This window comes from Streptomyces mirabilis, assembly GCF_018310535.1.
GTDB lineage: Bacteria > Actinomycetota > Actinomycetes > Streptomycetales > Streptomycetaceae > Streptomyces.
Window position 1 is genome coordinate 567,529 of sequence record NZ_CP074102.1, and the last position, 13,795, is coordinate 581,323.

The 13,795-nt window shown below is 69.0% G+C and carries 8 protein-coding genes and 1 tRNA gene; 3 read left to right on the forward strand and 6 right to left on the reverse strand.

Features of this window, described 5'->3' with window-relative positions; genetic code table 11:
- Positions 1–4: 4 nt before the first annotated feature.
- Complete coding sequence (locus SMIR_RS02600) at positions 5–4,957, reverse strand: RICIN domain-containing protein (RefSeq protein WP_212726395.1); 4,953 nt, start codon at positions 4,955–4,957, stop codon at positions 5–7.
- An 828-nt stretch (positions 4,958–5,785) separates the two neighbouring features.
- Here SMIR_RS02600 and SMIR_RS02605 point away from each other — a divergent pair.
- Positions 5,786–5,971 (forward strand): hypothetical protein, encoded by a 186-nt coding sequence (locus SMIR_RS02605; RefSeq protein ID WP_168497626.1) that lies wholly within the window; start codon positions 5,786–5,788, stop codon positions 5,969–5,971.
- Positions 5,968–7,869 carry a hypothetical protein gene (locus SMIR_RS02610; RefSeq protein ID WP_212726396.1) on the forward strand — a complete coding sequence of 634 codons (1,902 nt, stop codon included), beginning with the start codon at positions 5,968–5,970 and terminating at the stop codon, positions 7,867–7,869. The genes SMIR_RS02605 and SMIR_RS02610 overlap by 4 nt, the downstream gene beginning before the upstream one ends.
- 245 nt (positions 7,870–8,114) lie before the next feature.
- Here SMIR_RS02610 and SMIR_RS02615 read toward each other — a convergent pair.
- Together SMIR_RS02615 and SMIR_RS02620 are read right to left on the reverse strand one after the other, a co-directional pair.
- Positions 8,115–8,199 (reverse strand) — tRNA-Leu (locus tag SMIR_RS02615).
- A 229-nt stretch (positions 8,200–8,428) separates the two neighbouring features.
- Entirely contained in the window at positions 8,429–8,890 is a 462-nt protein-coding gene (locus SMIR_RS02620; RefSeq protein WP_168497622.1) for a MarR family winged helix-turn-helix transcriptional regulator, read from the reverse strand.
- 61 nt (positions 8,891–8,951) lie between these two features.
- On the opposite strand from SMIR_RS02620, the gene SMIR_RS02625 reads away from it, so the two are divergent.
- Positions 8,952–9,887, forward strand: a complete 936-nt coding sequence (locus SMIR_RS02625; RefSeq protein WP_212726397.1) for an LLM class flavin-dependent oxidoreductase — start codon at positions 8,952–8,954, stop codon at positions 9,885–9,887.
- A 22-nt stretch (positions 9,888–9,909) separates the two neighbouring features.
- Here the strand turns inward: SMIR_RS02625 and SMIR_RS02630 are convergent, their stop codons facing one another.
- The 3 genes from SMIR_RS02630 to sucC form a co-directional block, all read right to left on the reverse strand.
- Positions 9,910–11,463, reverse strand: a complete 1,554-nt coding sequence (locus SMIR_RS02630) for an aldehyde dehydrogenase family protein (protein WP_168497620.1) — start codon at positions 11,461–11,463, stop codon at positions 9,910–9,912.
- A gap of 240 nt (positions 11,464–11,703) precedes the next feature.
- The gene (gene sucD / locus SMIR_RS02635) at positions 11,704–12,603 is read right to left on the reverse strand and encodes a succinate--CoA ligase subunit alpha (RefSeq protein ID WP_212726398.1); all 900 of its coding nucleotides are present in this window, start codon (positions 12,601–12,603) and stop codon (positions 11,704–11,706) included.
- 14 nt (positions 12,604–12,617) lie between these two features.
- A complete protein-coding gene (sucC, locus tag SMIR_RS02640; RefSeq protein WP_168497616.1) occupies positions 12,618–13,748 on the reverse strand; it encodes an ADP-forming succinate--CoA ligase subunit beta in 1,131 nt (376 codons plus the stop codon).
- Between the last annotated feature and the right edge of the window lie 47 nt (positions 13,749–13,795).

Genomic DNA, 13,795 nt, shown 5'->3' on the forward strand with positions numbered 1-13,795 from the left:
TTCCTTAGCAGTGATGGCAGTACCCAAATTTGCCCCCGTCTACGGGCTTAAGTTCCCCCAACTTTGACAGATCCGGCATGTCTATCTTTCTGAGCTCCACGACGTCACCGGCGCCCGTCGGATAATAGAACCTCACCGAACTCCATGCGCGTTGACCATTGGCGACGGCTCTCGCGATCAAGGACATCTCGTAGTCTGTGGCACGACCGGCTTCACCAGCCAGCAGGCCGCGCTTGGCAGCGTCCATGAAGTCTCCGAATCGTTCCAGTCCCGTCATGTTGACGTGCAGCTCCACGTTCGGGTCGGCGATGGCCTTCCTCGCCAGCGGAGCGAAATCCTGCGCGCGCGCGATGGAGAAGGTGGTGAACTTGTTCCCGGGAAGCCGAGCCCACGCGTCGAGCGCCCCATCTCTCTGCCACCCCAAGGCGACCTTGCAGTTGTGAACAAGGATCGGGGTGGCGCCCGCGAGCACGAAGAACGTGTGCAGGTCGTCGACGGTGAGGTCGTAGACCGTACGCGGAGTCAGGCCCGAGCGGTCGAGGAGGGCGGTCACCGGGTGGACGGAGCCGTCCGGTGTGCGCAGCCGGTCGCCGACGTGCAGGTCGGAAACCAGCGTCCACCCGCGGTTCACCACATAGAACTTGTGGCCGGCGGTGCTGGCCAGCTTCCCCCCGTCGGCAACGGTGATGTCCACCAGCCGCTGGGTGTCGTGCTTGAAGGTGTCGGTCACCTGCCGCGTCTGCAGCCGGCCGGTGACCGGATCCATGGACTTGAGACGGTCCCCTACACCCACCTGGCTGATGGGGCGGCGTGAGCCGTCCGCCATGAGCACCTCGGTGGAGCCGGGGAAGCTGTTGGTCTCGCAGGCGGCGCGGAACTCCTCGGAGATGCGCGCCGACCGCTCGATACCCGCCAACGCGTCTGCGTCGATGCGCAGCGTGCGCAGCGCCTTCAGCGCGTCGGCGACTCCGATGCCGGTGCGCAGGGAGGCGTCCACGGCGCGCACCGCGTCTGCGATCGGCCGGACGATCTTGCCCGCGAACAGGCTGGCGACATCGAGGGCGGCCCAGCCGCATCCGCCCCAGTTTCCCCCACCGCCCGAGGTGATCTTGAGCATCGAGCCGATCTTCTTGCCGCAGTCGATCCAGCTGCCGAAGAGGATGTCGATCGGGTCGATGTTCGCGTTGAATTCCGCGATCGTGATGGTGTGTGTGACCTCTTTGGTCATCTTCTCGGACGGCTGCTGGCCGAGGTACACCGCCGACTCGGAGGGGCAGATGTTGTACGCCGGGTTGAGGTCATCCGCGGTGCACAGGTACAGGTTGAGGATCGCCTTGTAGGTGATCTTCGCGGTGATGGTGCAGTCGCCCGTGTAGACGATCCTGCTTTTCCAGTCGTCGCAGGCCGACGTCTTGGACAGGGTCTCCGGGTCGCCGATGTTCTCGTAGTGGTCGACGACATAGAACACGTTGCCGATGTGGCCCTCGGCGTCGAGGATGGTTCCGGTCTGGACCTGCTTCCCGTTCTTCTTGTCCTCGGTCTGTTCGGCGGCTTGTTGCGCCTCTTTGGCGTACTTGTCGGCGTCCTTGGCGGCTTGTTCGGCTTCGGTCGCGGCCGTGTCGGCGCGGGTGGCGGCCGCTCGGGCGTCCTTGGCGTCCTGTTCGGCCTGGGTGGCGGCGGAGCGAGCGGCGGAGGCGTCGAGTTCGGCGGCGTCGGCGCTGTCGCGGGCGTCCTTGGCGTAGCCCTCGGCGTTGCCGGCCGCCGTGTCGGCGGCCGCGGCGTCGGCGGTGGCCTGCTGGTCGTAGTCGATGGTGCGGGCCAGGGACGCTGAGGCTGCCGCCGCTGCCTTGGCGGCATCGGCGGCGTAGCCGAGGGCGTCCTTGGAGTAGGTGCGGGCGTCGGCGGCGTACTGGGCGGCGTTGGCCGCGTGCTGGTAGGCCTCCTTGGCGTCGCCCTTGGCCTGGTCGGCGAGGTTCTTGGCGGCCTGGGCCTCGGCGGCGGCGTTCTTGGCGTGGGCGTCGGCGACGGCCCGCTGCTGTTCGGCGATCGTCTTGGAGTTCTGTCCGGTCAGGACGACGAGGCCGGCGGCGGAGTCGGTGTCGGCGTAGGCGGAGCCGAGCTGGATGGCGTCGTTGGCCGGGTCGGCGACCTGTTTGGCGGCTGCGCCGGCGTCGACGGCGGCCTGGGCGGTGACGTGGGCGTAGCCGGCGGCCTTCGCCGCGGCCGCGAGTGCCTTGCCGGCTTCTGTGTTCGCCGCGTTGGCCTGGGTCCTGGCGTCCTTGGCGTGCTGTTCCGCCTCATCGGCGAGCTTGACGGCTGTCTTGGCCTCGGCGGAGGCGTCCTGGGAGGCCTTGATGGCGTCCGCGACCGCGCTGGTGGCGGTCCTGACCGCCGCGTCGGCCTTCAGCTTGTCCGCCTGGGCGGCGTCCGCGTCGGAGCGGGCCCGTTTGGCGGATGCTTCGGCGCGGGTGGCCGCGGCGTCCGCGTCGGCGGCCGCCTGGGTGGCGGCGTCGGCCTCGGAGCGGGCCCTGCCCGCCGCGGTCTCGGCGTCGTCGGCCGCCTTGTCCGCGTCGTTGGCGGCGGCCCGGGCAGCGGTCGCCGCGTCACCGGAGTCGAGGGAGTCGGCGTAGGCGTTCTTGGCGTCGGCCTTGGCGCGGGCCGCGTCGGCCTTCTGCTCGGCGTCCCAGGCGTCGTCCCGCAGGGACTGGGCGTGGTCCTTCGCCTTGACCGCGTCGTCGCGCCGGTCCTCGGCGGTCTTCTCGGAGGCTTCCGCCTTGTCCTTGGCGTCCTTCGCCTTCGTCGCCTGGGACTCGGCGTTCTTGCGGTGTTCGGCGGCCTCGGCGCGGCTGGCGGCGGCGTTCTGTTTCTCCGCCTTGGCCGTCTTCTCCTCGGCCTCAGCGGCGAGCCGCTTGGCGTGCGCGTCGGCGGCGGCCGCCTTCGCGTCGCCCTCGGCCTTCAGCGCGTCGGTGAGCTTGGTCTCCGCGGTCTCCTTGTCCTTCTTGGCGTTGTCGCGGTGCACCTTCGCGGCGTCGGCCGCGGCCTTGGCCTGCAACTCGGCCTTCTCCGCGGCCTTCTTGCGGAACTCCGCCTTCACCTGCGCGGCCTGCGCGAGCGCGCGCTCCGCGATGGTCTGGCTGTCGCCGCCGGAGGCGCGGGTGGCGGCCTCGGCGGTCTCGCCGGCCTTCACCATCGCCTCAAGCGCGGCCGCGGCGCCCTGGGTGACCTGTGCCTTCTGCTGCCCGACCAGCAGACCGCGCCCCCGCGGCGCGCCGTTGGTGTCGGCGATGGTGTAGGAGGCCTGCTCGGCGGTGTCCGAGGTGGTGGCGGCCTTCTTCACGGCGGTGAGCTGGGTCTTGAGGACGTCGAGCTGCTTCTTCGCCGCCGTCTGGGCGGCCGTGATGCCGGTCTTGGCCTTGTCGAACTGGGCTTTGGGCGGCACGGTGCCGGTGTGCCCGGAGGGCGTGACGTCGAACTGCTGCGGCCCCGTCCCGTTGCACGTGTACAGCCACGAGTTGTAGCCGTTGGTGTACTCGTGCAGGTCAAGGCACTTGTCGGTGCCGACGTTGCGCAGGCTGCCGGTGGCGCGGAGGTTGAACTCCCACGTCTGCGCCGGGGAGCCGCTGCACGTCCAGATCTGGATCTTCGTGCCGTTCGCCGGGTTGTTGTTCGAAACGTCCAGGCATTTGAGGGAGTTGACGTTCTGCAGGTGCAGTCCCCGGTCGTCGCCGTAGACCTTCCACTCCTGCGCCGCCGAACCGTTGCACGTGTACAGCTGGACGGGGGTGCCGTTGTCCTTCTTCGCGCCCTCGACGTCGAGGCACTTGCCCTGCGCGGCGTGCACCTCGATCACCGCCGGGGCGTCGCCGACCCAGCCAACCCCGCCCGCGGACCAGTAGTCCTGCCAGCGCGCGAGGTGGTCGGCGACCCACGAGTACCCCAGCAGGTCACCCAGCGCTTTGGCGCCGGTCGCCAGGGACTTGGTGGCGTCCTTGTTGGCGTTCAGGATCTGGTTGCGTTGCGTTGTCTGTGAGGCGATCTCCTGCTGCCACTCCGTGGCGGCCGTGCCGGAGACGTCGCCCAGAACGTGGTCGGGATCGATCGGGTCCCGCCACGCGCACGCGGCGAACCGGGACTTCAGGTCCTCGACCGCGATGCGGTACTCCGCCGTGCCCGGCTGCGGGGCGCTACGAGGAAATCCCCCGGACGCCAGGAACATACGGGCGTTGTCCGCGCCCGCGTTCTCCCCGGGAGCCCCGTGCAGCCACTTGAACGCGTCCCGCTCGGCGAGGGCGCGGTTCCATTCGTCGGTCGGCAGCCCGGCGGGGTCGGGGTCCTTGCCGTAGAGAGGGCTGCCCAGGTCGTCGACGGCCTTGAGGGTCGCCGCGTCCGCCGTGGGCGTGGAGTCGGCGTAGAAGTCGCCGTCGTTTTTCCAGAACCGGTCGGCGGTCCACTTCGTCAGACCGGTCTGGCCGTAGAAGTCCTCCTTGCCGTCCCCTGGGGACCCCGGAGGCCAGTGGAAGTCGGTTTCGGTGAAACCGGCCGGTGTCGTCAGACCGACGACAGGTTTTTGCCATCCGTCCCGGAGAGCATGGAGGGCATCCAGTTCCTTGCCCGCCGCGTCCCGGTCCGTCTGGTACGCGGTGGCAAGCGGAGTCTTCTCCCAGCTCTTCCGGTCGGCCAGCGTATGAAGCTTGTCCGCAGGCTGGTTCAGGCCGTCCTGCGCGGTCGTGGCCATGGACGGGCCGCCCCGCCGCAGCACATCAGCCATGAGGCACTGGTCCTGCCGCAGTTGCTCGGCAGCCGTGTCCACATTCCAGTCGTAGGAGTCAGCCGCCGGGGCGGCGTCCCCTCCACGGCCGAGCAGGTCGGGCTGGACCGCCAGGCCGCCGAGGACGGCCAGCGCGGCCACGGACGTGACGACGGGAGTGAAGAATCTGGATCTTCGTGTTCCGGGCATACGGAACCACGGTCTGGGGCGCAACAGAGCATCTCTTTCTTCGTTCAAAGGGGGGCGGGCCCGGTTAGGCCCGGTCGAAGACAAGGGAGAACGGCGGTCCTGAGCCGGAGTCAGGTGCACACAGCCCGGGCTGGACCAGCGTGCGCAGACAGCCGATATGACGGCATGGCGAAGCAGCCCCTCCCCGTGGGCGACGGTGTTCCCCCGGTCGCCGAATGACAGACGCGTGTGTCCGGACTGGTCAAGATCCACCGCACGCGGCGCTCACCATAGACACAGAACACGTGACCGGAACAGGGAAAACTCAGGGCCTACAGTCACACGCACACGCCGCTGCGGGGAGACGACACCCGTTCCGGAATACGTCGTTCACGTGCGCATCCCATGCGGGACCTGTGTGATTCCTGTGAAGTGGAATCGCGGCTGAAGCCTCCGGCAACTCTCCGCACCCGCCACCAGGTGATACATGTCACGACACAAAAGCGGAGAGCGATACACCCGCAGGAGCCAGCGCCCCTGAAAGGCGAATGTGCGTTGACGTGCTCAGCCAGCACCCGGCCCGTCCCGAACAGGACGAGTCTGCAGGCGCCCTGGCGGCTCAGGACACTCACTTCATCCGCTGCATAGTCTGTCTGTGGTGAGAAACGTGGCCACACCCGAGCCGCCGGGTCCCTACAAGTGCGATCTCTCGTTCGTCGCAGAGTTCTGGTCCCTGTGCATGCAGGAATGGTCCCAAGTTCATCGGGGCAGGAGTAGCTGTCAAATCCTGTGGATCATCGCGGAGAACCTCAAGCCAGCTGTAGCCATATCGGCCGTTGTGACGGTGCAGTGCTGCAGACCCAGCGGCTGCGTACGACCTGGCTCGTCGAACTGCTGAATGCAGGTATTCCGCTGAAGGTGATCCTCAAAGCGTCGGGACTCGGGACCCTGCACAGCCTCTCGCGCTACCTCGTCTTCCTCCACGACCTGCCCGAAGCGGAGGCATCCGATCTGTTGCGGGGGGCGGCGGCATGAGCAGGAAGAACCCGGAGGACAAACCCTGCCGGCGTACCGGCCTCGCCCTACGCCCTGCACCGCAGGCCCCCGGCCGTACCCTCAGCGACCGCGTTGTGAGGCAGGTCTTCGACCTCGTGCGCCACAGCGGAGTACTGGAACGCCTTCCCTCCAACGAGCACCGGCCAGGTCCGAAGGGCTTGCCGTTCCGCACAGTGCTGATCGGCCTGATCCTGTCGCAGTACATGGGGAAGAGCGCGAACATCAACGACGCATGGGAGACGCTGTTCTTCGCCCTGTCTCCAGGGTCCAAAGCCCTTCTTGACGTCCCCGACGTCGACCTGCACATCCGCGAGGGTGCAACCCGAGAAGAGATCGACCGCGTCGCGCACCACCAGTACGCGACGTCGAAGCGCGTCTACCGGTCCTGGGCCTCGATGACCCGGCGCCTCGACCCGGCACCACACGACCGCCGCAAGCGGCTGTCGCTCAGCGAGGCCAAGAAGATCCGACGGAAGTGGAATGCCCGCGCCAATGAGGACACTGTGCGCAATCTGGAGGCCATCGCGCAGGATCTGATTCTCGCTCCGGTGATGGCTTCCTACCGGCGCGGCGACTTCGCTCGGTGGCCTGGCCACATCGCGGTCGACGACACACCGGTTCCGGTCTGGGGCAAAGAGCCGGACTACCACCAGGACCGGGCCTCGCTTGAGATCACCGCCGGGATGCACGTGAAGGGAGGAACGCAGAAGAAGTCGGGGCCCAGCGGCAAAGCTGCGGCCTCCACGAACAGTGGCACCCGGCGCGGCACGACAAACAAGCCACCGCCTCGCAAGACCAAGTCGGGACAGGAGAAGAAGGCCAAGGCGCCGGAGAAGAGAGAGTTCCGCTACGCCATGATGGCCGCATTCCCGGGCCATGGGCATGGCGACCTCGCCGGCGCCTACCCGGCGGTCTGCCTCGGCATGATCCTTCACACCCCGGGCACCGAACCCGGCCCAGCCGCCCTGCGCGCCATCCAGCCGGCCTTCGAACGAGGCCTGGTCAAAGACCTGTTCTGCGCCGACCGGGGCATCACCCAGGCCAAGCCTCACAACCTGCATCTGCAGCTGCTCAAACTCGGCCTCAACGCGGTGAAGCACTACAACGACGACAAGGTCGACCGGCAGGGAGAGTTCCGCGGCATGCAGCTGGTCGGCGGCGAGTTCTACTGCCCGCTGATGCCCACCCCGCTCATCACTGCGGGCGCCACATACATCGACAGCCGCACGGACGAGGACCGCGCCCACGCACTCAACCTGATCCAGTCCCGGAAGGACTACCAGACCAAGATCAAGGAGTACGGGCCCGCAGGGGACCAGCGTCGACAGTGCCCCGCCCTCGGGTCCCACGCCACGGTCACCTGCTACCGCCGGCCCCAGCCACGCCCGTCCACCGTCGTCGACCTCGACGCCCCCACTGCCCGTACCCCGGCAGCCCTGCCCACCATCCCCAGGCCCAAGCGGGACACCCCCGTCTACCCCGACATCTGCAGGGGGAAGAGCATCACCGTCCCAGGCACCGTGTTGGCCAAGTGGCGGCAGAAATACCCCCTGTTCACCCCTCTGTGGCAGGAAGCCTGGTCCGGACTGCGCAGTCAGAACGAGGGCGGCAACGGCGACCTCAAGAAGTCCGCCCTCGACAGCATCGACAATCCCCAGCTCCGCCTGCCGCACGGACGCGTCGCACAGACCCTGCTCAATGCCGTCATCATCTTCGTGGCGAACCTCAGAGCCATCCGCCGGTTCCTCCGCGACCAGGGCATCCAGCCCCGCAAAGCCAGCGCGCAGAGCACCGCGACCCGACCCGGTGAGCCCTCCGACCCGCCCCAGGCGCGACCGCTTCCGACCGAGCAGGTCGAGCCTCCGCCACGCGAGTGACACACCTCCGCCGCGATCCGCCCCCTGAAAACCCCACATGCCTGCCCCACGGCTACCAGCCGTCGCGCAGGCATGTCCTGTTTCTGCAGGTGAGAGGCGCAGTACCTGGACCGCCACCGCCTCACCCCCTCATCGAGCCGATCACGAGGCTCAAGGCCCCAGAAACGACGAAATACCGGTGAGTCACATGACTCGACCGGTAATTCGTGAACGCTTCGGGACGATCTCGTGAACGTCCCAGCGAGTGTCCGAGGGGGGACTTGAACCCCCACGCCCGATAAAGGGCACTAGCACCTCAAGCTAGCGCGTCTGCCATTCCGCCACCCGGACTAGGTGTCTGCCGCCCGACCAGGGGTGTTCCCCGCGGCGACATGGACAACAATACCAAGGTTTCGCAGTGCCTTTCACCTGCATATCCGGGTCGCGGGAGCACCTGCGCGGGGCAACCAGGGTGCTCACGGTGCGCAATCGGGTGACTACCGGATGCCGCGGAGGCGACCGCGGACGGCACCTCGGTGGCGGTGGCGCACACAAACTCCGTGAGACCAGACCCGCACCGTCACTCCGCGATCCGACGCTCCTCCACCACCAGGATCCGCAAGGCCCGCACAAGCGCGGCCGCCGCTTCCTCGCCCAGCGGGTCGAGGAAGCGCCGTTCCAGCGCGAGGCGCGCACGCTCGGCCCGGTCGAGGCAGTCCCGGCCCTCGGGCGTCAGCTCGACGATGTTCTTGCGCCGGTCCTGAGGACTGCGGCGCCGCTCGACCAACCCCTGGTCCTCCAGGCCGTCGACGAGCGCGACCATCGTGGTGCGGTCGACGCCGAGCCGTCCGGCCACCTCGACCTGGGACAACGGGTACTCGGCGGCGAGCACCGCCAGCACCGCGAGCTCGTGGCCGTCGATCCCGAAGGGGGCCAGCGCCTCCGCGGACGCCCGCGCCAGCCGCTGCTGGGCATGCTTGAGCAGATAGCCGAGCCGGGACTCAAGGGGCACGGGAGGTACGGAAGAGCGCTCACCGGTCATGCCCAGAACTGTACCGAAGACTGATTGTCAGCACTGCTGATGATTTACTACGCTGACCGACATGAGCGATCAACGTGTGCGCTTCGGTATCAAGACCACCCCCATGCACGTCTCCTACGACGACATCCGCCGTGTCTGGCAGGAGGCCGACGCCCTGCCCGAGATCGAGGACGCCTGGCTCTGGGACCATCTGCTTCCGCTCCGCGGACCCAAGGACGGCCAGATCCATGAGAGTTGGACGCTGCTCAGCGCCCTGGCCGCCCAGACCGAGCGGCTGCGGCTCGGTCTCCTCGTCACCAGCAACCGCATCCGCCCACCCGCCGTCCTCGGGAAGATCGCCTCGACCGTGGACGTGATCTCCGGCGGTCGGCTGGTCATGGGCATCGGTGTCGGCGGCACCCACCAGCCGCCCGGCGCGGGCGGGATCGCCGGCGAGAATCCGGCGATCACCGAGTACGAGGCGTACGGGCTCTCCCTCGTCCCGCCGGGCGAGGGGGTCGCCCGGCTCGGCGAGACGGTCGAGATCCTGCGCCGGATGTGGACGCAGCACGACCCCTTCGACTTCGAGGGGCGTTACTACCGGCTGCGTGGCACGCGGAACGAGCCCAAGCCGGTGCAGCGGCCCGGGCCGCCCCTGCTGATCGGCGGCTGGGGGACTCGACTGCTGCGGCTCGTCGCCGAGCAGGCCGACATCTGGAACATCCCCGGACCGCCGCACAACAGCATCGAGTTCGTCGCCGAGCGCGGTCGGGTGCTGGACGCGCACTGTGTGGACATCGGGCGGGATCCGCGCGAGATCACCCGTTCCGTACAGGTCGTCGTCTCGTACGACGATCCCGCCGCCACCCGCGCCACCGTCGCCGACCTCATCGGCATCGGCGTGAACCATGTCGTGCTCAGTCTGCCCCAGCCCTACCCACCAGGTGTCGCCCGATGGCTGGTGGACGAGATCATCGCAGGAGTCCGCAGGGGTCCGGGAGAGCAGGCGGCGCCCTGAAGCGGGTACCGCCCACCCCACCTCACGGAACGAGCTGGTACTCGGGGAAGTTGCCTGGCAGCCGCTCCCCCGCCGGCCCCTGTGTGACGGCGCGCACGAGCAGCTCGCCGCCGACGAAGGCGCCGCGCCAGGACGCGCCGAGGCCGCCGAAGAGCTCGTCGCGGTCGCCGCGGGAGCGGGGCTTGCCGCGGCCGACCTTGAACGCGCGGATCTGCGGGGCCAGTCGGGCGTACGTCGCCTCGTCGTCCGTGGAGAGCGTGGCGACGAGCGCGCCGTTCGACGCGTTCATCGCGGCGAGCAGCTCCGCCTCGGTGTCGACCAGGACGATGGTGTCGACCGGGCCGAAGGGCTCCGCGTGGTGCAGCGGTGAGGACGGCGGCGGGTTCAGGAGCGTGACCGGTTGGACGTACGCCGCCGTGTCCTGGCCGGGCAGGAAGCGTGCGTCGGTCAGCTTGCCGTGGTGCAGCGGGACGGCGCCGCGGTCGATGGCCTCCGCCACCTGGTCGTGCAGCTCCTTCGCCTTGGCCGCGTTGATGACGGGCCCGAAGTCCAGTGCGGGGTAGGGGTCTTCGGGGTGCTCGACGGCCAGTGGGTGACCGACCCGCAGGGTGCGGACGGCGGGGAGGTAGGCGGCGAGGAACTCGTCGAACAGCGAGCGCTGGACGACGAAGCGCGGGTAGGCGGTGCAGCGCTGCTTGCCGTAGTCGAAGAGCTTGGGGATGACGGCTGTCAGTGCGTCCCAGTCCGTGTGGTTCCAGATGCCCCAGGTGTTGAGTCCCTCCTGTTCGAGTACATGCCGCTTGCCGAGGTCGGCGACGGCGGTGGCCACCGCGGCGCCCGTGTCTCGGCCGCCGACGAAGGAGACGCAGCCGATCTCGGGCGCGCGGACCAGCGCCTCCGACAGCTCGCCTCCGCTGCCGCTGACGAGGGTGACGGGGATCCCTTCGCGTGCGGCGAGCGCGCCGGCCAGGGTGAGGCAGGCGACGCCGCCGTCGGTCGGGGTCTTGGCGATGACCGCGTTCCCTGCCAATGCCTGTACCAGCATTGCGTGAACGAGCACGCTCATCGGGTAGTTCCAGCTCGCGATGTTGGACACGGGCCCTTCGAGCGGAGCCCGGCCGTCCACCATGGGTTCGATGCCGTCGACGTACCAGCGCACGCCGTCGATCGCCCGGTCCACGTCGGCCTGCGCGAGTCGCCAGGGCTTGCCGATCTCCCAGACGAGGAGCAGGGCGAGCAGCTCGCGGTGCTCGGTCAGGGCGTCGAGGGTGGCCGCGACGCGCGCCCGTCGTTCGGCGAGCGGGACGTGGCGCCAGGCCCGGTGCTGGTCGAGTGAGGCCCGTACGGCCTGGTGGGCGGTTGCGGCGTTCAGGCGGGGCGGCCCCGCGATGGGGCTTCCGTCGACCGGACTTGTGGCGGGCAGTGCCCGGCCGTCCGCCCGCCAGGAGGCGTCCCAGAGATTGAGGACGCGGTCCTCCTGGAACGCCTCGGGGGCGACGGCGAGGCAGCGCTGCCAGGCGTCGGCCCAGGACGTACCGGACTTCAGGACGAGGGGGGTGTTGAGGGTGGATGCCATTCGGATGTCTCCGCTCTCGGTGCACAGTCGGGGGCGGGAGGTGCCTGGCTCCTGCCGAGCTGCATGGTGCACGGGCCCGGACGAGGAGTGGTCGCATCCGTGCGGAGGAGGACGGTGGTCGCGTCCGCACGGAGGGAAGGGTTCGTACGCGGGAGGGTGGTCGCGTACGTACGGAGGAAGGTACTGAGGAGGCTCCGCTCGTGACAGTCACCTCACATCAACTATGAGTGACGTCTCATCTCACCCCTGTGCGGCGACACGCTCCGATTCCAATCGGGTCAGCACCAGCCGGGCCGTCTCGGTCGGGGTGCCGCCCACCCGTACTCCGGCCGCCTCGAGGGCCTCCTTCTTCGCCTGTGCGGTGCCCGACGAGCCGGAGACGATCGCGCCCGCGTGGCCCATCGTCCTGCCCTCGGGCGCGGTGAAACCGGCGATGTAGGCGACAACGGGCTTGGTGACGTGGTCACGGACGTACGCGGCGGCCCGTTCCTCGGCGTCGCCGCCGATCTCGCCGATGAGGACGACGAGTTCGGTGTCGGGGTCGTCCTGGAAGGCGGCCAGGCAGTCGATGTGGGTGGTGCCGACGACGGGGTCGCCGCCGATGCCCACGCACGTCGAGAAGCCGATGTCGCGGAGTTCGTACATGAGTTGGTACGTCAGCGTGCCCGACTTGGACACCAGGCCGATGCGCCCCGGCTTGGTGATGTCGGCGGGGATGATGCCCGCGTTCGACTGCCCCGGAGTGATCAGGCCCGGGCAGTTGGGGCCGATGACGCGGGTGCCCTTCGTGGCGGCGTACGCGTGGAAGGCGACGGAGTCGTGGACGGGGATGCCCTCGGTGATGACGACGGCGAGCCCGATGCCCGCGTCGGCGGCCTCGGCCACCGCGGCCTTGGCGAACACGGGCGGTACGAACACGACGGTGACGTCGGCGCCGGTCGCCGCCATCCCCTCGCGCACCGAGCCGAAGACGGGCACCGCCCGGTCGTCGAAGTCGACGGTCCGGCCGGCCTTGCGCGGGTTGACCCCGCCGACGACGTCCGTGCCGGCGGCGAGCATCCGCCGGGTGTGCTTCATGCCCTCGCCACCGGTCATGCCCTGGACGAGAACCTTGCTCTCCTTGGTGAGGAAGATGGCCATGTCCTGTTCCTCTTTCAGTCGGCGGTGGCGAGTCGGGCCGCGCGGTGTGCGGCGTCGTCCATGGTGGTGGCCTGCTGGACCAGGGGGTGCGCGCGGCCGTCGAGGATGGCGCGGCCGCGGACGGCGTTGTTGCCGTCGAGGCGGACCACGAGGGGTTTGGTCAACCGCACGGTCTCCAGCGCCCGCACGATGCCGTCGGCGACCACGTCGCAGGCCGTGATGCCGCCGAAGACGTTGACGAAGACGGATTTCACGGCGGGGTCGGAGAGGATCACGGAGAGGCCGTCGGCCATGATCTGGGCGGAGGCCCCGCCGCCGATGTCGAGGAAGTTCGCGGGGCGGGCGCCGCAGCCCGCGACCACGTCGAGCGTCGACATGACGAGGCCCGCTCCGTTGCCGATGATGCCGACCTCGCCGTCCAGTTTGACGTAGTTGAGGCCCTTGGCAGCGGCCGCCGCCTCCAGGGGGTCTTCGTGCGCGGCCTCCTGCTCACCCCAACGCGTCTGACGGAAACGGGCGTTGTCGTCGAGGGTGACCTTGCCGTCCAGGGCGAGGATCTGTCCCCGGGCGGTGCGTACGAGGGGGTTCACCTCGACGAGCACGGCGTCCTCGCGGGTCAGCACCCCCCAGAGGCGTACGAGAACGTCGACGGTCTCCGGGGGCAGTCCCGCGGCCTCGGCGATCTCGCTCGCCTTCGCCGAGGTGACGCCCACGGCCGGGTCGACGGGAACACGCGCGACCGCCTCCGGGCGGCTCGCGGCCACCTCCTCGATCTCCATGCCGCCCTCGGCCGACGCGATCGCGAGGAAGCGTCCTGCGGCGCGGTCGAGGACGTAACTGACGTAGAACTCGCTCTCGATGTCGACCGGTTGGGCCAGCATCACCTTGCCGACCGTGTGGCCCTTGATGTCCATGCCGAGAATCCGACGTGCCGTGAGCTCGGCGGCGGCCGGGTCGGCAGCGAGTTCGACGCCGCCCGCCTTGCCGCGTCCACCGGTCTTCACCTGGGCCTTTACGACGACTCGGCCGCCGAGCCGACGGGCGATCACCCGCGCTTCCTTGGGCGAGTCCGTGACCTCGGCCCTCGGCACCAAGATGCCGTGTTCCTCGAAGAGTTCCCTTGCCTGGTGCTCGTACAGGTCCATCACCGGCTCCTGACTGCTGTGTCTATCCGGGGAGCGAGCCCCAGACC

Excerpts from the sequence above, each read along its gene's own strand:
- SMIR_RS02610 (WP_212726396.1), top strand. The coding sequence starts at position 5,968 with ATGAGCAGGAAGAACCCGGAGGACAAACCCTGCCGGCGTACCGGCCTC.
- SMIR_RS02630 (WP_168497620.1), bottom strand. The coding sequence starts at position 11,463 with ATGGCATCCACCCTCAACACCCCCCTCGTCCTGAAGTCCGGTACGTCC.
- SMIR_RS02625 (WP_212726397.1), top strand. The coding sequence starts at position 8,952 with ATGAGCGATCAACGTGTGCGCTTCGGTATCAAGACCACCCCCATGCAC.
- sucD (WP_212726398.1), bottom strand. The coding sequence starts at position 12,603 with ATGGCCATCTTCCTCACCAAGGAGAGCAAGGTTCTCGTCCAGGGCATG.
- sucC (WP_168497616.1), bottom strand. The coding sequence starts at position 13,748 with ATGGACCTGTACGAGCACCAGGCAAGGGAACTCTTCGAGGAACACGGC.
- SMIR_RS02600 (WP_212726395.1), bottom strand. The coding sequence starts at position 4,957 with ATGCCCGGAACACGAAGATCCAGATTCTTCACTCCCGTCGTCACGTCC.
- SMIR_RS02620 (WP_168497622.1), bottom strand. The coding sequence starts at position 8,890 with ATGACCGGTGAGCGCTCTTCCGTACCTCCCGTGCCCCTTGAGTCCCGG.